This window comes from Desertimonas flava, from assembly GCF_003426815.1.
GTDB lineage: Bacteria > Actinomycetota > Acidimicrobiia > Acidimicrobiales > Ilumatobacteraceae > Desertimonas > Desertimonas flava.
The window spans coordinates 60,704-79,050 of the sequence record NZ_QKYK01000002.1 but is presented as its reverse complement, the minus strand read 5'-3'; the positions used below and the strand labels follow the sequence as shown (position 1 = coordinate 79,050).

21 protein-coding genes and 1 tRNA gene are annotated in these 18,347 nt (G+C 69.5%); 16 read left to right on the top strand and 6 right to left on the bottom strand.

The window, feature by feature from the left end; translation table 11 throughout:
• The first annotated feature begins 54 nt into the window (after positions 1–54).
• Entirely contained in the window at positions 55–555 is a 501-nt protein-coding gene (locus DN771_RS03035) for an O-acetyl-ADP-ribose deacetylase (RefSeq protein WP_227462260.1), read from the top strand.
• Between the two features lie 52 nt (positions 556–607).
• Here DN771_RS03035 and DN771_RS03030 read toward each other — a convergent pair whose 3' ends face one another.
• Positions 608–1,018, bottom strand: a complete 411-nt coding sequence (locus DN771_RS03030) for a VOC family protein (protein ID WP_205528388.1) — start codon at positions 1,016–1,018, stop codon at positions 608–610.
• 111 nt (positions 1,019–1,129) lie between these two features.
• On the opposite strand from DN771_RS03030, the gene DN771_RS03025 reads away from it, so the two are divergent.
• On the top strand, positions 1,130–1,522 hold the full coding sequence (locus DN771_RS03025; RefSeq protein WP_116995862.1) for a nitroreductase/quinone reductase family protein: 393 nt from the start codon (positions 1,130–1,132) through the stop codon (positions 1,520–1,522).
• A gap of 10 nt (positions 1,523–1,532) precedes the next feature.
• On the opposite strand, the gene DN771_RS03020 is transcribed toward DN771_RS03025, so the two are convergent.
• A complete protein-coding gene (locus DN771_RS03020) occupies positions 1,533–2,447 on the bottom strand; it encodes a homocysteine S-methyltransferase family protein (RefSeq protein ID WP_116995861.1) in 915 nt (304 codons plus the stop codon).
• A gap of 88 nt (positions 2,448–2,535) precedes the next feature.
• Here DN771_RS03020 and DN771_RS03015 point away from each other — a divergent pair, with 88 nt between their 5' ends.
• Entirely contained in the window at positions 2,536–3,144 is a 609-nt protein-coding gene (locus DN771_RS03015; protein ID WP_162941468.1) for a TetR/AcrR family transcriptional regulator, read from the top strand.
• Here DN771_RS03015 and DN771_RS03010 read toward each other — a convergent pair.
• A complete protein-coding gene (locus DN771_RS03010) occupies positions 3,124–4,338 on the bottom strand; it encodes a serine hydrolase domain-containing protein (protein ID WP_116995859.1) in 1,215 nt (404 codons plus the stop codon). The two genes, DN771_RS03015 and DN771_RS03010, sit on opposite strands and share 21 nt — an antisense overlap.
• 81 nt (positions 4,339–4,419) lie before the next feature.
• On the opposite strand from DN771_RS03010, the gene DN771_RS03005 reads away from it, so the two are divergent.
• From DN771_RS03005 to DN771_RS02970, 8 genes are all read left to right on the top strand, one after another.
• Positions 4,420–5,106, top strand: a complete 687-nt coding sequence (locus DN771_RS03005) for a pentapeptide repeat-containing protein (RefSeq protein ID WP_116995858.1) — start codon at positions 4,420–4,422, stop codon at positions 5,104–5,106.
• Positions 5,107–5,159: 53 nt separating this feature from the next.
• On the top strand, positions 5,160–6,290 hold the full coding sequence (locus tag DN771_RS03000; protein ID WP_116995857.1) for an ABC transporter permease: 1,131 nt from the start codon (positions 5,160–5,162) through the stop codon (positions 6,288–6,290).
• Positions 6,287–7,399 carry an FtsX-like permease family protein gene (locus tag DN771_RS02995; protein WP_116995856.1) on the top strand — a complete coding sequence of 371 codons (1,113 nt, stop codon included), beginning with the start codon at positions 6,287–6,289 and terminating at the stop codon, positions 7,397–7,399. Before DN771_RS03000 ends, DN771_RS02995 begins: the two co-directional genes overlap by 4 nt.
• A gap of 73 nt (positions 7,400–7,472) precedes the next feature.
• The gene (locus tag DN771_RS02990) at positions 7,473–8,195 is read left to right on the top strand and encodes an ABC transporter ATP-binding protein (protein WP_116995855.1); all 723 of its coding nucleotides are present in this window, start codon (positions 7,473–7,475) and stop codon (positions 8,193–8,195) included.
• Positions 8,196–8,399: 204 nt separating this feature from the next.
• A complete protein-coding gene (locus DN771_RS02985; protein ID WP_116995854.1) occupies positions 8,400–8,747 on the top strand; it encodes a hypothetical protein in 348 nt (115 codons plus the stop codon).
• 133 nt (positions 8,748–8,880) lie between these two features.
• The gene (locus DN771_RS02980) at positions 8,881–9,540 is read left to right on the top strand and encodes a phosphoribosyltransferase (protein WP_116995853.1); all 660 of its coding nucleotides are present in this window, start codon (positions 8,881–8,883) and stop codon (positions 9,538–9,540) included.
• A gap of 48 nt (positions 9,541–9,588) precedes the next feature.
• Positions 9,589–9,939: a hypothetical protein gene (locus DN771_RS02975; RefSeq protein WP_162941467.1), complete on the top strand. Its 351-nt coding sequence runs from the start codon at positions 9,589–9,591 to the stop codon at positions 9,937–9,939.
• A gap of 54 nt (positions 9,940–9,993) precedes the next feature.
• Positions 9,994–10,070: transfer RNA gene (locus DN771_RS02970), tRNA-Met, on the top strand.
• 354 nt (positions 10,071–10,424) lie between these two features.
• On the opposite strand, the gene DN771_RS02965 is transcribed toward DN771_RS02970, so the two are convergent.
• Positions 10,425–11,108: an ArsR/SmtB family transcription factor gene (locus DN771_RS02965; protein WP_116995851.1), complete on the bottom strand. Its 684-nt coding sequence runs from the start codon at positions 11,106–11,108 to the stop codon at positions 10,425–10,427.
• Positions 11,109–11,202: 94 nt separating this feature from the next.
• Between DN771_RS02965 and DN771_RS02960 the strand changes: the two genes are divergently transcribed.
• The 4 genes from DN771_RS02960 to DN771_RS02945 are packed head-to-tail and all read left to right on the top strand — an operon-like array spanning position 11,203 to position 14,726.
• Positions 11,203–12,549 carry an MBL fold metallo-hydrolase gene (locus DN771_RS02960; RefSeq protein ID WP_116995850.1) on the top strand — a complete coding sequence of 449 codons (1,347 nt, stop codon included), beginning with the start codon at positions 11,203–11,205 and terminating at the stop codon, positions 12,547–12,549.
• On the top strand, positions 12,546–13,895 hold the full coding sequence (locus tag DN771_RS02955) for an MFS transporter (RefSeq protein WP_116995849.1): 1,350 nt from the start codon (positions 12,546–12,548) through the stop codon (positions 13,893–13,895). Before DN771_RS02960 ends, DN771_RS02955 begins: the two co-directional genes overlap by 4 nt.
• Positions 13,896–13,929: 34 nt before the next feature.
• The gene (locus DN771_RS02950) at positions 13,930–14,256 is read left to right on the top strand and encodes an ArsR/SmtB family transcription factor (RefSeq protein WP_116995848.1); all 327 of its coding nucleotides are present in this window, start codon (positions 13,930–13,932) and stop codon (positions 14,254–14,256) included.
• Positions 14,253–14,726 (top strand): SRPBCC family protein, encoded by a 474-nt coding sequence (locus DN771_RS02945; RefSeq protein WP_116995847.1) that lies wholly within the window; start codon positions 14,253–14,255, stop codon positions 14,724–14,726. Before DN771_RS02950 ends, DN771_RS02945 begins: the two co-directional genes overlap by 4 nt.
• Before the next feature lie 105 nt (positions 14,727–14,831).
• Here DN771_RS02945 and DN771_RS02940 read toward each other — a convergent pair whose 3' ends face one another.
• Positions 14,832–15,500, bottom strand: coding sequence for a DUF305 domain-containing protein (locus DN771_RS02940; protein ID WP_227462259.1), 669 nt, complete (start codon positions 15,498–15,500; stop codon positions 14,832–14,834).
• A gap of 443 nt (positions 15,501–15,943) precedes the next feature.
• Between DN771_RS02940 and arsA the strand changes: the two genes are divergently transcribed.
• The gene (gene arsA, locus DN771_RS02935) at positions 15,944–17,704 is read left to right on the top strand and encodes an arsenical pump-driving ATPase (protein ID WP_276113442.1); all 1,761 of its coding nucleotides are present in this window, start codon (positions 15,944–15,946) and stop codon (positions 17,702–17,704) included.
• Positions 17,705–17,730: 26 nt separating this feature from the next.
• Here the strand turns inward: arsA and DN771_RS02930 are convergent, their stop codons facing one another.
• A complete protein-coding gene (locus DN771_RS02930) occupies positions 17,731–18,339 on the bottom strand; it encodes a sigma-70 family RNA polymerase sigma factor (protein ID WP_116996132.1) in 609 nt (202 codons plus the stop codon).
• Positions 18,340–18,347 lie beyond the last annotated feature (8 nt).

Genomic DNA, 18,347 nt, shown 5'->3' with positions numbered 1-18,347 from the left:
CCATTGATCATGTCGCGGCGGCAGCCCGATCGGCGACGGCGCGAAACTGACGAGGTGCCGGTTCAGCGACTCGACGCCGTCAGCGGCGACATCACCACCCAGACCCTCGACGCGATCGTCAACGCCGCCAACTCGTCGCTGCTCGGTGGTGGCGGCGTGGACGGTGCGATCCATCGAGCCGCCGGACCCGAGCTGCTCGCCGCGTGCCGCCTGCTCGGCGGCTGCGACACCGGCGACGCCAAGACGACACCGGGCTTCGCCCTGCCCGCCTCATGGGTCATCCACACGGTCGGGCCCGTGTGGCGTGGCGGCGACCACGGTGAGCCCGAGCTGTTGGCCTCGTGCTACGTGCGTAGCCTCGAGGAGGCCGATCGCGTCGGGGCCCGCTCGGTCGCCTTCCCGGCGATCTCCACCGGCGTGTACGGCTACCCGATCGAGGCCGCCGCCGAGATCGCCGTCGTCACCGTGCGCGGCGCGTCGACCGACGTGGAACACGTTCGCTTCGTCTGCTTCAACGAGCCGACCACCGCGGTGTACGCCCGCCTCCTCGCGTGAGGGCCTGACGGGATGTGTCTGGCAGCTCCCGTCGGGTCCACCGCCACCGCGGTCAGAGCTGGTCGTCGAGGAAGAGGCAGAACGGATGTCCCTCGGGATCCAGCATCACACGGACGTCGTCCTGCGGTTGGAACGTCGCTTTGATCGCGCCGTGCTGTTCGGCCCAGGCGACCCCATCGGCGAGGTCGGCGACACCGACGTCGAGGTGCATCATCATCTGCTGAGCACCGTCGGCAGCCGGCCACGTGGGCGGCTGGTACAGCGGCTCCCACTGGATCTCCAGCTTCATCCGACCACCGGGCTCGCGCAGCATCGCCCATCCGTCGGTGGGTGGGTTGCCCGGGCGCGGCCCCTCGCTCCGGGCCACCGTCCAGCCGAGTAGGCGACAGTAGAAATCGGCAAGGGCGAGCGGGTCGCGAGCGTCGAGCGTCGGTCCCGAGACCCGCATCTTCGGCCGCTCCACCTCGACAGACTCGTTCGCCGGTCCGCCGGCTGTCAACAGCCCCGGCCCCTGCCGGATCGGGCGAGCGTCCTGCGTCCGGGCTCATCCGCCGACCCGCGCTACCTTGCCGCTGTGAATGCGATCGTGTCAGCGGAGCTGGCTGATGACCTGACGATCGACATCACCACGACCGGCGTCCGGTCCCGGCGCCCGCGCCGCATCGAGATCTGGATGCTCGATGTCGGCGGCCGCTACTTCATCACAGGGACGCCGGGACCACGCGACTGGCTGGCGAATCTCATGGCCGACCCGTCGCTGACCGTGCACCTGAAGCGCGTCGCCCACACCGACCTCGCCGCCACGGCCCGGCCGGTGACGGACCGGGCAACCCGCCGGGACGTGCTCACCCATCCCAGCGCACAGTGGTACCGCGAGCAGGCCACGCTCGAGCACCTGCTCGCCGAGGCGCCGCTGGTCGAGGTGACACTGGTCGAGCTGACGCCGCTCGACGACGAGAACGCCTGACGCCGACGTGTCAGTCGGCCGGACCGACGCCCCAGAGTGAGGCGACGTGACGATGATCGGTGCCGCAGCAGCCGCCGACGATGCGGAGGTTCGGTAGGTCGGCGGCGATCAGCGAGTGGGTCGCCGCCAACTCGCCGACGTCGCCTTGATCCAGCTCGTTGCATGCGTCGAGTTCGGCGTGGCTCAGCTTCGACGCGTTGGGTCGGAGTCCGACGATCCTGTCGGACCACGAACCCCCTCCGGCGAGAGCCTCGGCGATGTGGGTGGGGTGGGCACAGTTGACGAGATAGTGGTCGGGTGCAGCCGTCGCGTCGACGCGCTGGATGGCATCTCCGAGCGCGTCGCCGCTCGGTAGGCGGCCGTCCGTCTCGACCGTGAACGACACGGCGACCGGCAGACCGCAGTCGCGAGCGGCGCGGACGAGGCCGATCGCCTCGCCCGGATCGGTGAGCGTGTAGGCGACGGCGTAGTCGGCACCGGCCGTGGCGAACGCCTCGAGCTGTGGTCGGTGGTACGCCTCGGCCTCGTCCGGATCGGTCGGCGCCTCGCTCAAGTAGCCGTCGGCACGCGGGCCGAGCACGCCGCCCACCAGCACATCGGCGAGCCGGTCACCCTCGGCATCGGCGATCTCCCGAGCGAAGACGACGGCCTCGCTGTTGATCCGAGCCAAATCGTACGGGCCGTAGCCGATGGCCGTGGCGTGGTCGGGATTCGAGCGCCACGTCGGCGTCTCTACCAGGAACCCGGCGCCGGCGGCGCGGGCGACGTCGACATAGCGGGCGTAGTAGCGACGCAGATCGTCGCGACCCTGCTGCGAGTCGAGCAGCGGGAAGCTGGCGAACTCGGGGAGATCCCAGCCGATGTTGTAGATGAGGTCGGTCTCGAGGCCGCCGTCGGCGACGTAGTGGGGAGCACTCAGGTCCATCGTTGTCTCCAGTCGGGAGGCCTGGCTTCCGTACCAGACCATTCGGTCTGGTTCTAACAGACCGTTGAGTCTGGTACAACTGATTTCCGTGCCCCGGGACGGAAGCGCCAACCGCCAACGCATCCTCGATGCGGCCGAGCGTCTCGTCATCGACAACGGCTTCAACGCCACCACGCTCGACCAGGTGATCGCCGCCGCCGGCACGTCGAAGGGTGCGTTCTTCCACCACTTCGACGGCAAGGCCGCTCTGGCGCGTGCGCTCGTCGAGCGCTACGCCGCCGGCGATGTCGCCCACCTCGAAGGGGCGCTAGAAGCCACGGCCGGCATCGACGACCCGGCCGAACGTGCGTTGGCGTTCGTGCAGGTGTTCGTCGACGGTGCCGACGAGCTGATGCAAGAGCAGTCGAGCTGCCTCTACGCGGCGATGCTCGCCGAGCGTCAGCTCATCGTCGACGGCACGACGTCATCGATCCGTGACGCCGCGACGGCATGGCGTGTCGAGTTCGCCAAGATCCTTCGCGCGGCGTTCGATGCTCGCGCACCCGTGCCCGACATCGACGTCGACGACCTCTCCGACCACCTCTTCGCCACGTTCGAAGGTGGTTTCGTTCTGGCTCGCGCCCTCGAGGATCCGAGCGCGATGCGCAGCCAGCTGGTGGTGTATCGCCAGCTGCTCTCAGCCGTCCTGGCTGCCTGACGCCGGCGCCGGCGCCGCGACGCCGGCGAAGGCGTTGATCACGCCCCACGCGACGCGATCGGGCCGATCGCTCGGATCGTTGGACAGGATCACGAACACCGCGTCGAGTTCGGGGATCACGAAGATGAGCTGACCGTTGAAGCCCTGGGCGCCGAACATCGTCGGGAACGGCACGTCCTCGTGCGCTCCCTGCACCCACCAGTGGGCGCCGTAGTCCAGCATGTCCGGCGACGGCAGGCGGGCGTAGTCCACCCACGCGGTCGGCACGATCTGTTCGCCGTCCCACTCGCCACCACGCAGGGCGAGCAGGCCGAAGCGGGCGAAGTCACGGGCGGACATGTCGATGTGCGAGCCGGCGGAGATCACGCCGGTGGCGTCGAGGTCGTGGTCGACCGTGGTGATGCCCAGCGGCGCGAACAGGGCCTCGTCGATCCAGGCCGTTCCCACCTCGCCGTAGCCGACCGTGTCGGCGATGATGCGTCCGAGAATCATCGACGTGCCGGTCGAGTACTCCCAGACGGCGCCCGGCTCGAACTCCAGTGGCTTGGCCAGGGCGTAACCGGCACGGTCGTCCCGACCGGCCCCGCCGAGCATCTCGGTGACGTCGCTGGTGTCGAGATACTCCTCGGTCCACTCCAGGCCCGAGCGCATCCGCAAAAGGTCGTCGATGGTGATCGCCGAGCGCTCGTCGTCGGCCCATTCCGGTACCGGTGCGGGAGCGAACGGATCGAGCAGACCGTCGTCGACCAGCACCCCGATCGCGAACTGCGTGATCGACTTGGCCATCGACCAGGACGCGTGCGGGGCGTCGGGATCCCAGCCGTCGCGATAGCGCTCGAGCACGAGTCGACCGCCGTGCACGGCGAGGACGGCGTCGACGCCCGAATCGGCAGCGAACGCCACACTCAGAGCGTCCTGCAATGCGGCCACGTCGACCCCCTCCGGCATGAGCCCGACCGGCCACTCCTGCGTCGGCCACGGCACGCCATCGGGCTGGCCGGGGTAGTCGGCCGGCAGCATGTCGCCGAAGCCGGCCGCCTCGAGCTCGGCGAGCCGCTCGGCCGGGATGGCGAACGTCCCCGCTGGTGCTGCGGCCGGTTCGCTCGCCGGCGGGCTCGTCACCGGCGCAAGCAGGCCCCCGCCCATCAGCGCGCCGGCCGTGAGAGCTCCGACGATGATCGCTGCCTTCGACATCGGGCCATCGTTCCACACCTGCGAACGGCGCCTTGCCGGATGGCCCGTGGCCGTCACACCCCTTCGTTACGGTCGACCACGATGTCCTCGCTCCACCGCCCCCGCCTCCCCCATCAGCTCATGTCGCGTGAGGATCTCGTCCTCGACGACGGCCGGGTGTGGGAGGGCATCCCCGTCGGTGGCAGCGACGAGCACGACGAACACGACGCGTACGAGGACGAGCCCGCCGACGTCAGCGGTTCCCTGGCCGACGACGTCGAACTGGCCGAGTCGATGTTTCGCGGCGTCCGCTTCACCGGGTCCAACCTCCGGCGTCTCACCGTGAGGGACTGCCTCTTCGAGCGGTGCGAGCTGTCCGGCGTCGTGCTCGAGGACTGCGCCCTCACTCGTGTCGAGTTCGCCGACTGCCGCCTGTCCGGGGCCGTGTTCGCCGAGACGCGTCTCCGGCACGTGCGCTTCGAGCGATGTCGGCTCGACACGGTCAATCTGCGCATGACCGCGGCCACACCGGTGGCGTTCGACGCGTGCCAGCTCCCGGGCGCCGACTTCTACGGCGCCGACCTGTCCGGGGTCGAGATGCTCGACTGCGATCTGACGGGCGCGGTCTTCGGCCACGCTCGGATGTCCGGAGCTCGGCTGCACGGCAGCGACCTCACCGACGTCACCGGCGGGGAGTCGTTCCGGTCCGTCGAGATCGACGAGGCGCAGCTCGTGCCGATGGCGCTGGCTGTGTTCGGCGGTCTCGACATCAGGATCACCGACCGTTGATCGTGACGTCGGTCATGGGGTTGCCGATGCATCGTGTCGGGTAGAAAGGCGCCGTGTCGCTGGCCCTTCGAGAGATGATGCGCGCCAAGGTCCGCTTCGGCTTGCTCATCGCCACGATCGGCCTCCTCCTCTTCCTCATCCTGTTCCAGCAGGCGTTGCAGAGCGGGCTGGTGACGTCGTTCGTCGGGGCGATCAGGACCCAATCGGCGCCGGTCATCGTCTACAACACCGACGGTCAGCGGACGCTGCAAGGCAGCGTGATCCCCCCGGAACTGGAGGAGCAGATCCTCGCCGTCGACGGCATCGGCAGCGCCGGCCGCATCGGCCAGGGCACGTTCACGGTTCGGGTCAACGACGATGATGAGACGTCCGACGCCGCGGTCATCGGGGCCGAGGACGCCGAACTGGGCGGCATCGTCGAGGTGGACGGCGGCCGCACGGTGGAGGCGCCGGGTGAGGCGGTGGGCTCCGCGGCCGACTACTCGGTCGGCGACCGCGTGCGCATCGTGCCCGTCGGGGTCGCCGGCGGCGACGGACCCGAGTTGGAGGTCGTAGGTGTCGTCGACGACGCCCAGCTCCAGGTGACCCCCACCCTCTTCACGTCGTGGGAGGACTTCGAGGCGGCCGCGTTGGCCGCCAATCCCGACGCCGAGTCGGTCCTCCCCAACGCGCTCGGCCTGCGTCCCGCTGAAGGGGTGTCGGTCGGCCAACTCACCGAGCGGGTGGACGCGACGTCCGAGGACGCCGAGGCGCTCAGCCGTACCGACGCCGCCGACCGGGCCCCCGGCGTGGCACAGGTGCGCCAGTCGTTCCAGGTGATCTTCGGCCTCTACGGCCTGGTCGTGCCCCTGGTGACGGGCCTGTTCTTCCTCATCGTGACGTTCCAGAAGTCGAGGGCCCTGACGCTCCTGCGCGCCGTCGGCATCGGCCCGTGGACGCTCGTGCGTTCGCTGCTGTTCCAGGTGCTGGTCGTGACGGGCATCGGCATCGCGGTGGGCACGCTGCTGTACCTGCCGCTCTCTCAGCTCCGGATCGGATCGATCACCCTGCGGTTCGACGTCACCACCGTGCTCATCTGGGCCGCAGTCCTGCTCGGACTCGGTGTGCTCAGTGCACTGGTCGCGGCCCGGCGGGTGCTGAAGATCGATCCGATCGAGGCGACGACCGGAGAGGGTGGACGATGAAGCTCGCACTCCGGGAACTCCGGCGCCGGCCGAGCCGATTTGCCGTCGCCGCCGTGATCCTCACGTTGCTCTCGGTGCTGCTGCTCTTCCTCGGTGGGCTGCTCGACGGGCTCGTCGCCGGCTCCACCGGTGCCCTGCGCCAGCAGCAGGCCGACGTCATCGTCTACGCCGTCGGATCCGACGCGTCGACGATCCGCAGTCGCATCGGGCCCGAGGTCCGCGACCAGGTCGAGACGGTCGGTGGCGTCGATGCGGTCGGCGGGCTCGGCTCCGTGCAGCTCGGTGGCCGCCTCGAGGGGCGCGGCCCGCGCGACCTCCTCGCGATCGTGCTCTTCGGTTTCGAGCTGCCCCCGAACGGCATCCCCGACGCGCCGCTCGCCGACGGCGACGTCTACGCCGACGACTCATTGCGATCCGAGGGTGTCGAGGAAGGCACGATGATCCAGCTCGGCCCGGCCCGGACGGAAGTCCGCGTCATCGGGTTCGTGAGCGACAGTCGATTCTCCGGCCAGGGCTCCCTGTGGGGATCACTCGACACGTGGCGGGCGGTCCTCGGCGAGAACCGACCCAACGCCAGGGTCTCCGATGAGGTCGTCCAGGCGCTGGTCGTCCGGGCCGCGACCGACGCAGCCGGCGTCGCCGCGGCGATCGACGAGGCCACTGACGGCGCCACCCAGTCGTACACCATCGCCGAGGCGATCGACAAGATCCCCGGTGTCTCCCAGCAGCGCAGCACGTTCAACCAGATCATCGGCGTCACCGTCGTCATCGCCACCGTGGTGGTGGCGCTGTTCTTCGCCCTGCTGACGGTCGAACGCACTGGCCTGTACGGCGTGCTCAAGGCGCTCGGCGCAAGGTCGACCACGATCTTCGCCGGGGTCGCTCTCCAGGCCGCCGTCGTCGCCGCGGTCGCCTGCGCGATCGGCGTCGGCGCCGCGCTGGCGCTCGACGCCGCGCTCCCGTCGGGGTCATTGCCGTTCACCGTCACCCTCAGCCGCGTGATCACGAGCGTGGCGGTGTTGCTCGGTGCGTCACTCGTCGGTGCGGCGTTCTCGCTGCGACGCGTCCTGCGCGTCGACCCGGCGTCGGCGATCGGTGGTGCGTCATGACGCGCGTCCCGTTCCGCCTCACCGTATCGCCGACCTCTCCCCCGCTTGCCGCCGAGCTTTCCAGGAGCACGAGATGACCGAGCCCAGTCCGGCCCTGTGCATGGCCGGAGTCCGCAAGGTGTACCCCGCCGGCGACGGTGAGGTGGTCGCCCTCGATCATGTGGACCTCACCGTCGCCGCCGACGAGATCGTCGCCCTGGTCGGGCCGTCGGGCTCGGGCAAGACCACGCTGTGCTCGATCGCCGGTGCGCTGCTCACGCCGACCGAGGGCTCGGTCGAGGTCGGCGGGACCGACATCACCGACCTCTCCGGCTCGGAGCTCACCCGGTTCCGGCGCGAGTCGGTGGGCTTCGTGTTCCAGACCGTCAACCTCGTGCCCTTCCTCACCGCTCGGGAGAACCTGCTCGTGGTGGACGAGCTCGGTGGTCGAAGCAGCCGGCGCGCCAACGCTGGCGCGCGGGCCGATCAGCTCCTCGAGGAGCTCGGCATCGCCGACAAGGCGACGTCGTTGCCGTCCCAGCTGTCGGGCGGCCAGAAGCAGCGCGTGGCGATCGGTCGAGCGTTGATGAACGACCCGGCACTCGTGCTGTTCGACGAGCCGACGTCGGCGCTCGACTCGAAGCTCGGCGAGCAGGTCGTCGAGTTGATCCGCGACGAGATGAAGGCCCGCGGCACGGCGGCGATCATCGTCACCCACGACGATCGCATCACCTCGTATGCGGACCGCACGCTCCACATCAGCGACGGGCGGCTCGACGCCGACCACACCGCGCACGACGCGGCAACAAGCGGCTGACCACCCGCACCGCGGCGACCGGCCGATATTCGCCGCAACGACTTCGGGGCACGCGCCATGATGCGCCCGTCCGCTCGCCGTACCCCCACCATTCAGCGTCGAGTGAACCGATCGGCGCGGCCGGTCGTCTCAATCCTCCGTGCCCACAACGCGCGGCACCGCCACCCATCTCATGGTGGCCCACCCCCCACAAGGAGAACTTCCGTGAACCGACGACTGCTCGCCCCCGCCGCCGCCGTGCTCGCCCTCGGCGGCTTCCTCGCCGCCTGCGGCGACGACGACATGTCGAGGGAAGAGATCATCGCCGAGTTCCAGGAGAGCGCCGGGCTCACCGAGGAACAGGCCACCTGCGTGTACGACAGCCTCGGCGACGACGCCAACGAGTTCCTCAACCAGGACGCTGACGACGCCGACGACGAGGACGTGGCGCGGCTGACCGACGCCATCTCGGAGTGTGTCGTCGGCGACATCACGATCCCCGACGTGTCGATGCCCGACCTCGGCGACATCACGATCCCCGACATCTCGACCCCCGACGTCGAGAACTCCTGAGCCGAGCAGCCCGCGGGCTGCACGACGAGCGCCCTGTCGGTCCACCGACGCCGACAACTCGGACCCGACGAGTGCCGGGCGATCTCTGGATCGCCCGGCACTCGCACGTCTGCCGGTCGGCCAGACTGGTGGGATGGTGCGGCGACGGTTCGCCCACCGGCTCGACGCCGGCGAGCAGCTGGCATCGCTGCTCGCATCACGACACGTCGACGACGACGTGGTGGTCGTCGGCCTTCCTCGCGGCGGGGTGATCGTGGCCGCTCCGGTGGCCCGCCGTCTCGGAGCACCGCTCGACCTGCTCGTGGCCCGCAAGATCGGCGCGCCTGGACACGAGGAGTTCGGCATCGGGGCAGTCGCTGAGGGAGGTGGGCTCGTCCTCGACGAGGCATCCGTCCGGGTGACGGGCGTGACGCCCCACGAACTCGACGAGCTGATCGCCGCGGAGCGCCGACGCGTCGACGAGCGGGTCGAGCGCTACTGCGCGGGCCGCGAGCGCCAGCGGTTGGCGGGACGGCACGTCCTCGTCGTCGACGACGGACTCGCCACCGGTGTGACGGCCAGGGCGGCGCTCCAGTCGGTGCGCTCCGCCGAAGCCGCCGCCGTCACGCTGGCCATCCCGGTGGGGCCGCCCGACTCGATCCGGGCCATCGGCGATCTCGCCGACGAGGTCGTGGCCGTGATCGTCGCCAGGAACCTCCGGGCCGTCGGCGAGTTCTACGACCGGTTCGAGCAGACCACCGACGACGAGGTGATCGCCGCCCTGGACGAGCAGTCACGACACCGCGACCGATGAGTTTCCAGTCGTCACGGCGTTGTACCTCACGTGGCAGGACGCGGTGGCGTGGACCAGAACGGCAGCGACGGACACGCCGAAGGCACCGGCTGGTCCGGACCCGACGCCGACGACTCCCCGCTCGATCTCGATCCCCAGCGGCTCCCGCCGTGGACCGATCGCCGATCCGTCAGGATCGAACCGGGCGGCACGCTCGAGTACCGCGCCGAGGACTGGCAGGACTCGCTCCTCGTCGTGATGGAGGGGACCATCGAACTGGAGAGCCGGCTCGGCAGCGTGCATCCCTTCGCGCCCGGATCGATCCTCTGGTGCCAGGGGCTGCCCATCCGTCTGATCCGGTCCACCGGCACCGACGCGGCCGTGCTCGTCTCGATCTCGCGGCGGCCACGCCCTCCATGACGAGCCGGGTTGTCACTCGGAGAACTCCGGCCTATGTTGTTGTCTCCACTTCGACGCGGGGTGGAGCAGTCCGGTAGCTCGTCGGGCTCATAACCCGAAGGTCGCAGGTTCAAATCCTGCCCCCGCCACCAATGAAAGCCCTGGCAGATCGCAAGGTCCGCCAGGGCTTTCTCCGTGCGGGACGCACGCGCCACGCCGAGCGGTGGTACAGGCCTTCTGTTCGCGGAGACAGGAATCGACGCCTTGGTCGTCGATAGCTGTGAACGGTTCGGTGTCGTCGACGGCTGGTCGACGCCTACTGCCGGTGCGGCCGGCGAGCACGACGACCGGCTCGTCGGCCGCAACCCTCCCAACGTCGCGTGGTGCGCAGCCCCGGGTGGCGGCAACTGCTGGCCGAGCTGCTGCGCAGACCGCTCAGCGAGACCGGCCCACGGGTGCGATCGGCGACCTCGTCGGCGCTCGATCGACGGGGCTCGGCGATGAGGTCATGACATGGCCTCCTGCGGGGGAACCGACTGGACGGGCAGGTTCGCCTGGCGCCACTCGGGGAACCCGTCCTCGAGGCGCAGGGCGGCACGCCCCTTGCGCCGCAAGAGGCGCACGGCGTCGTCGGCGAGCAGACAGTACGGGCCGCGGCAGTAGGCGACGACCTCGACGTCGGCGGGGAGGCTGCGCAGCTCGCGGGCGAGGCGGTCGGCGGGAATCGATCGGGCGCCGGCGATGTGTCCGGCGGCGTACTCCGCGGGCGGTCGGACATCGACCACGATCACGTCGCCGTCGGCGAGCCGGGCGGCAAGCTCGGTCCGGCTCAGCCGGTCGAACTCGTCGCGCTGGCCCAGGTAGGCGGTGGCGAGCGCGTCGAGCTCGGCGTGATGTGCGGCAGCGACGTCACGCACGGCCGCCCACAGCTCGACGACGCGGTCCGAGGCGAGGCGGTAGTAGATGCGGTTCTTGTCGCGGCGGGTGACGACCAGACCGGCGGCGGCGAGGGTGCGCAGGTGGAACGAGGTGTTGGCGACGCTCTGGTCGATCTCGTCGGCGAGCTCCTCGACGTGTCGTTCCCCTTGGGCGAGCACGTCGATCAGTTCGGCGCGACGCCCGTTCGCCAATGCCTTGGCGATGTCGGCGAACCCGTCGAACAACGCATCCTTCGCCACGCGATCACCCACGGTGCCTCCATCCAATCTGCTCAAACATCTACTTGACAAGTTACCCTCCCGATCGCGAGTATTCAAGAAGTTCTTTGATCAGGAGTGGTTCGGGATGCGGGTTCATGAGTTCGTCGACGAAGGCCTCGGGCATTCGTCGTATCTGGTCGCTCTCAGTGACGGGACTGCGGCGATCGTCGACCCACCGCGCTTTCCGATGGCGCACGAGCGTCTCGCTGACGCGCTCGGGGTGTCGATCGCGTGGACGATCGACACCCATTCGCATGCCGACTACGTGACCGGCAGTCCCGGGCTCGTCACACGCCGCGACGCGGTGTTCGTCGCGCCCGCGGCGTCGAACCTCGAGACACCACACCGCCCGGTCCTCGCCGGCGACGTCGTCGAGCTGGCCGAAGAGGTCACCCTGACAGCGTTGGCGACACCAGGTCACACGCCCGACCACCACGCCTACGTGTTGACCGATCACGGCCGGCCGGTGGCGCTGTTCTCCGGCGGCTCGCTGATGGTCGGCACCGTCGGCCGGACCGACCTGTGCGGCCCGGACCTCGCCGTCCCGCTCGCGCATGAGATGTTCCGCGGCCTGCGCCGCATCGACCAACTCCCCGACGAGCTGGCGGTCTACCCGACCCACGGTGCCGGGTCGTTCTGCTCGGCCCCCGGGGCATCGCAGCGCACCTCCACACTCGGGCACGAACGTGCCACGAACCGGTTGTTCTCGATCCACGACGAGGACACGTTCGTCGAGCAGCTCGTTGCCGGCTTCGGCAGCTTCCCCCCGTACTTCGCGCGCCTGCCCGAGGTCAACCGGCTCGGCCCGGTGGGCTACGACACCGTCCCGACACTCGCATCGCTGACGCCCGACGCCGTCGAGCGGCACCTCGCCTCGGGCGGGGTCGTCGTCGACGCGAGGCCTGCCGCCGCGTTCGCCGCCGGTCACGTTCCTGGATCGGTGTCCAACACGCTGCGACCGGTGTTCGCCAGCTGGCTCGGCTGGCTCGTCGACCCCGACCGGTCGCTGGTGTTCGTCGTCGATGACGATCAGGACCGCGCCGACCTCGTCCGCCAATGCCTCGACATCGGTCACGAACACCTCACCGGCGAGCTGGTCGGCGGCATCGACGCGTGGACGCAGTCAGGTAGGAAGCTGGCGACGATGCCGTTCGTCGACGTCGCCGACATGGCCGGTTCGATCATCGACGTGCGCCAGGCAAACGAGTACTCGGCCGGTCACGTCCCAGGCGCCCGCAATATCGAACTCGGCCGGCTGGCCGCCGCCGACACGAACGCTGAGCCGGTCACGGTGATGTGCGGGCACGGTGAGCGGGCCATGACCGGGGCGAGCTTGCTCGCTGCGCGAGGCCACCGCGACATGTCGGTGCTCGACGGCGGTCCCGACACCTGGGCGGCGGCGACCGGCCGACCCTTGGCGGTCGGGTCATGACCGGCACCACCCGATCCGCGCTGCCGACGACGCCGATTCGCCTCGGATTGCGAGAGAACCTCGCACAGTTCCTGCTGCTCGTCGGGGTCAACGCGCTGGTCGGCGGGATGATCGGCCAGGAACGCACGGTCCTGCCACTGCTCGCCAAGGAGGAGTTCGGCCTCACCGCGTTCACCGCGACCCTCACGTTCATCGCCGCGTTCGGCATCGTCAAGGCGGCCACCAACTTCTTTGCCGGCACCCTGTCGGACCGGTACGGCCGCAAACCGGTCCTCATCGCCGGCTGGCTGATCGGGCTCCCCGTGCCACTCCTGCTGATCTGGGCGCCGACGTGGGGCTGGGTGATCTTCGCCAACGTCCTGCTCGGTGTGAACCAGGGCCTCACCTGGTCGACCACGATCATCATGAAGATCGATCTCGTCGGTCCCGCCAAGCGCGGTCTGGCGATGGGCTTCAACGAGGCCGCCGGCTACATCGCCGTCGCCCTGACCGCGCTCGCCACCGGCTACATCGCCGACCAGCACGGGCTGCGCCCCGAACCGTTCTTCCTCGGCCTCGCCTACGCCGCGCTCGGCCTCGGGATCTCCACACTGTTCGTGCGCGAAACCCATGGCCACGCCCTCCACGAAGCCGCCACCCACACCGCCACCGCCGATCATCTCCACGGCGGGCTCACCACCGGCCAGGTCTTCCGGCTCACGTCGTTCAAGGAGAAGGCGCTCTCGTCGGCATCGCAGGCCGGGCTCGTCAACAACCTCAACGACGGCCTCGCGTGGGGACTGCTCCCGCTGTACTTCGCCGACGCCGGCCTGTCGGTGGCGCGCATCGGCGTCCTCGCCGCGCTCTATCCGCTCGTGTGGGGGCTCGGTCAGCTCGTCACCGGCGGCTTGTCCGACCGTGTCGGACGCAAGCCGCTGATCGCCGGGGGCATGCTCATCCAGGCCGCCGCGCTCGGCGTGTTCGCCGCCACCGAAGGCTTCTGGATCTGGGCGCTCGCCTCAGTGCTGATCGGCGTCGGCACGGCGATGGTGTACCCGACACTGCTCGCGGCGATCGGCGACGTCGCCCATCCGAGCTGGCGCGCCCGCTCGGTCGGCATCTACCGGCTGTGGCGCGACGGCGGCTTCGCCGTCGGCGCGCTCCTCGCCGGCGTGCTCGCCGACGCCTTCGACATCCCCGTCGCGATCTGGGCAGTCACCGCGCTCACCGCCGTGTCCGGCGTGGTGGTCATCGTGCGCATGTACGAAACCCACCCCCACCACGTCGTGCCCGGGTCCCCGACGACGTCGACCTCGAGAGCTGACACGACCCGTGTACGAGAGACATCACCCGCCCTCCGCCATTGACAGCCGAGATCCGTAAGGCGTAACTTACGAGTTAGTGTCCACTTACGCGTCGAACGATGAGGTGTGGAGCGTGCTCGGTGACCCGACCCGTCGGGCGATCATCGAGCACCTCGCAGCCCAACCGCTTGCCGTCGTCGACCTCGCCGCCCGCATGCCGGTGAGCCGGCCCGCCGTGTCCCAGCATCTGAAGGTACTCAAGGACACCGGGCTGGTGCGCGAGGAGGTCGTCGGGCGGCGGCACGTCTACCGGCTCGATCCGGTCGCGATCAGCGCCCTGCGCGACCAACTGGACACGTTCTGGAACCGAACACTGGCGGGCTACGAAGCCGCCGTCGAGCAGCACCGAGAGGACCGACCATGACATCGACCGACAGCACCACGGTGACCAAGGAGATCGTCGTCAACGCGTCGATCGACGAAGCGTTCCGAGTGTTCACCGCCCGCTTCGGCGACTTCAAGCCGCGCGAACACAACCTGCTCGCAGCACCGATCACGGAGACGACGTTCGAACCACACGTCGGGGGCCACATCGTCGACCGCGCCGAGGACGGCTCGGAGTGCCGGTGGGCGCGGATCCTCGCCTACGACCCGCCCAACCGGGTGGTGTTCACCTGGGACATCGGCCCAACCTGGCAGGTCGAGCAGAACCTCGACAACACCAGCGAGGTCGACGTGCAGTTCAGCGCGGACGGGCCCGACCGCACACGGTTGCGGCTCGAACACCGGCACCTCGACCGGCACGGCCCCGGTTGGGAGGGCGTCCGCAGCGGCGTCGACAGCGACGGTGGATGGCCGCTGTACCTCCAGCGGTACGCGGCGCTCCTGCCGTAGCCGCATCGCGAGCAGGGCGCGGCAGCTCGGCGATCACCTGCCAGGCAATCGCCAGAGATGCTCGAGCCGCGCGTTCGGGCCACGGGTCTGGCCGCAGCACGCCGGTCAGCACTCGCGTTGCACCCCGCGCGAGAAATCTGGGACCGGGCGGCTCGCTGCCTCGGCATCGGTGGCCGCTTCGCCGTTGGCGGCGATGTCGTCGATCAACCAGTCCATCTCGTCGATCTCTTTCATCTGGGCGCGGATGATCGAGTCGGCCAGCTCACAGACCCGGACGTCGTCGAGGTCGGCGTGTTTGCTCGTCAAGATGGCGATCGAGTGGTGCGGGATCATGCCTTTCATGTACTCGCGGTCGTCGACGAAGAACTGCGAGCGCGACAGCCACAGTGCCGAGCCCATCAACGCCAGGCCACCCGCGACGATCGCCACGTTGACTCGAGTGTCGCTGTACATGCCCCACATGAACCCGAGCATCACGATCGCCATCGCCCCGGCCATCAACAAGGCCATGTAGAGCCGCTCTTCGCTCCACCGAACGTGGTCCCACGAGTAGACGTTGGTGTAGGTGAGCACAAACATGACCACACTCGACGTGGCGATCATCGCCCCGAAACGCCAGTACTGCCGATGCCCGGCACTCGCCTCGTGACCGTTGTCCGACGCCTCGTCTGGCGAGTTGGTCGTTGACTCGACTGCGTCCGTCGTCGACGCGTCCGATGCGCTCTCGTCCCTGGCGGTCAACCGTGGCTGGCGGGCGGTCGGCTGTTCGTCCATGCGAAGTCCTCCTGACGTGCCCCGTATTGGTATCCGTATCTCCGTACGGATACACGTGTCGGGTGGCCGATCACGAGCACCCGGGGACGCCGAGAGCGTCACCGCCTTGCGTCGACCATTGCCGAACTCCACCGCCTTGGCGCCTTGCATCCCGCGGCCACAGCAGACGACACCGACAATCGACGCCGCGTACCCCGCCCGACGGTGCGGCCTCCTGCGGAGCGCCGAAGCCGCCGGGGCGCGTGACGGGCAGGCTGCGAGCGGTGAGTCGGGTCAGAGTGCTTCGGTGCTTGTTGGCAGCAGCCACCGATGAGTGTCACCGCGGCCTCCCCCGTCGTAGTCCGGTCGAACCAGCCGACTCGGCATTGCGCCATCCACCCACGACGCAAGGGAGGTGACGATCGACTCTGTGCCCCGGGCTGCTCGGCGAGCATGCTTGGAACGTGGACGTAGTGCCGGTCGATGAGCGAGATGTGGAGACGATCGGCCGTGTCGACTGGACCGCCGTGCCGACCCACCTGGTCTTGTTCACGGGCAAGGGGGGCGTCGGGAAGACCACGGTCGCATCGGCCACGGCGGTCGCTCTGGCTGATGCCGGTCGTCGGGTGCTGCTCGTGTCGACCGATCCCGCCTCGAACCTCGCCGATGTCTTCCAGATGGCGACCGGCCAGGTGCCGGCACCGGTGCCCGGTGTTGCCGGCCTCGACGTGATGGACCTCGACCCGCACGAAGCCGCCGACAGCTACCGGGCGCGGGTGATCGACCCGTACCGGGGCGTTCTGCCGGAAGCTGAGGTGGCGTCACTGGAGGAGAAGCTGGCGGGTGCGTGCACGGTCGAGGTGGCCGCGTTCGACACGTTCGCCCGCCTGCTCGCGCGACCCGACTCGATCGGCGCCTATGACCACGTGCTGTTCGACACGGCGCCGACCGGCCACACGCTGCGCCTACTGAGCCTGCCTGCGGCATGGTCGGACTACCTCGGGGCGAACCCCGATGCGACGAGCTGCCTCGGCCCGTTGGCCGGCCTGCAGGACGACCGGCCGACCTATGCGGCTGCGGTCGAGGCGTTGCGTGACGGCACCCGGACGACCGTCGTGCTGGTGTCGCGACCCGATCAGGGAGCGTTGGCCGTCGCCGCGACAGCGGCGCGTGAGCTGGAAGAACTCGGCATCGGCAACCAGACGCTCGTGATCAACGGTGTCCTCGTCGAGCCGATGGCCGGCGATCCGGTCGCCGAGGCCTACGCCTCCGCGCAACGTCGGGCGCTCGCTGCGCTTCCAGCGCCGCTCGACCAGATGGAGGCGACGCTGGCTCCGCTCCTGGCGTTCGACCTGGTCGGTGCCGACGCCCTTCGACGGGTGGTTCGGGCCGGCACATCGTCGCCGATTCCAGCCTCGCCCCCGAGTCCAGAGCGTGCGCTCGAACCCGTCTCCTCGATCGACGAACTGGTCGACGAGCTCGAACGAGCTGGGCACGGCGTGGTGCTCGTGACCGGGAAAGGTGGGGTCGGCAAGACCACCGTGGCCAACCTCGTCGCGGTCGGCCTGGCGCGACGCGGGCATCCGGTTCACCTGTCGACCACCGACCCGGCCGGGCACGCCGCGCTCGCCGAGGTGCCCGGGTTGACCACGAGCGCGATCGACCCCGACGCGGCCACCCGCACCTATATCGACGGCCGCCTGCAAGCGGCGGTGCGGAGGGGTCTCGACCAGCCGCGCCTCGATCTGCTCGCGGAGGACCTGCGGTCACCGTGCTCGCAGGAAGTCGCGGTGTTCCAGGCCTTCCGTCAGCTGCTCAACCGGGCTCGCCGTGAGTTCGTGGTGATCGACACCGCACCCACCGGTCACACCCTGCTGCTGCTCGACGTCACCGGTGCGTTCCACCGTCAGGTGATGGAGGGTGCCGGGACGCAGCTCGCGAACACTGTCACCCCGCTGATGCGCCTCCAGGACCCTGCGTACAGCAGAGTGCTCATCGTCACGCTCGCCGAGACGACGCCGGTCGCCGAGGCGACCGAGCTGCAGGACGATCTGCGGCGCGCGGGGATCGAGCCGTTCGGCTGGGTCGTCAACGCCACGCTCGTCGGCTCGGGCACGTCCGACCCGGTGCTCCAAGCACGAGCGCTTCTGGAGCGGACGATGCTCGGGCGAATCAAGCAGTCGGCCGCCCGGGTGTGGCTGCTGCCCTGGCAGCGTGGTCGCTGATCACGGGACCGGACCGAGGAGCGATCTCAGGTGGCGGGCGGGCAGCCGCAGCCGTCGGCACGCATGTTGAAGTCGACCAGTTCGCCGCGGCTGTCAGTGGTGACGTCGCAGCATTGCTTGACGAGCGTGGCGAACTGGCGACGGCCACGCTGCACGCGCGACTTCATCCCCGACAGCGAGATGCCTTCGATCTGGGCCGCGTCGAGTTGCGTGTGACCTTCGAAGTCGGTCAGTTCGAGGGCACGCCTGTAGTCGGCGGGGAGCGCGTGCACGAGTGGTCGGATGCAGGCGGCGAGTTGGGAGAGGGTCGCGTCTTGGTCGTCGAGCCACGCATCGGCGCTCGGGTCGGCGTCGGGTTCGATGTCCGCGGTGAGCACTTCGCGGCGACGACCGGTGCGACGGTAGTGATCGGTGATCGCGTTGCGGGTGATCCGGAACACCCATGCCGTGACCCGCTCCCGGTCGTCGAGGGCCCCGAGGTGCTGGTGGATCCGCAACATCACGTCCGCGACGACGTCGTCGGCCTGGTGCGGATCGTTGATCCGGCGGCGCACGAAGCGTTCGATCGACGCACCGACCTCGGCCCAGAGCGTGGTCAGATCGGTTGCTCGGTCACTGGTCCGGTCCCGCGTCATCGTCATCT

Coding starts and splice junctions, on each gene's coding strand:
- DN771_RS02955 (WP_116995849.1), top strand. CDS start 12,546: ATGACCGGCACCACCCGATCCGCGCTGCCGACGACGCCGATTCGCCTC.
- DN771_RS03005 (WP_116995858.1), top strand. CDS start 4,420: ATGTCCTCGCTCCACCGCCCCCGCCTCCCCCATCAGCTCATGTCGCGT.
- DN771_RS02930 (WP_116996132.1), bottom strand. CDS start 18,339: ATGACGCGGGACCGGACCAGTGACCGAGCAACCGATCTGACCACGCTC.
- DN771_RS03020 (WP_116995861.1), bottom strand. CDS start 2,447: ATGGACCTGAGTGCTCCCCACTACGTCGCCGACGGCGGCCTCGAGACC.
- DN771_RS02990 (WP_116995855.1), top strand. CDS start 7,473: ATGACCGAGCCCAGTCCGGCCCTGTGCATGGCCGGAGTCCGCAAGGTG.
- DN771_RS02945 (WP_116995847.1), top strand. CDS start 14,253: ATGACATCGACCGACAGCACCACGGTGACCAAGGAGATCGTCGTCAAC.
- DN771_RS02960 (WP_116995850.1), top strand. CDS start 11,203: ATGCGGGTTCATGAGTTCGTCGACGAAGGCCTCGGGCATTCGTCGTAT.
- DN771_RS03010 (WP_116995859.1), bottom strand. CDS start 4,338: ATGTCGAAGGCAGCGATCATCGTCGGAGCTCTCACGGCCGGCGCGCTG.
- DN771_RS02995 (WP_116995856.1), top strand. CDS start 6,287: ATGAAGCTCGCACTCCGGGAACTCCGGCGCCGGCCGAGCCGATTTGCC.
- DN771_RS02940 (WP_227462259.1), bottom strand. CDS start 15,500: ATGGACGAACAGCCGACCGCCCGCCAGCCACGGTTGACCGCCAGGGAC.
- DN771_RS02980 (WP_116995853.1), top strand. CDS start 8,881: ATGGTGCGGCGACGGTTCGCCCACCGGCTCGACGCCGGCGAGCAGCTG.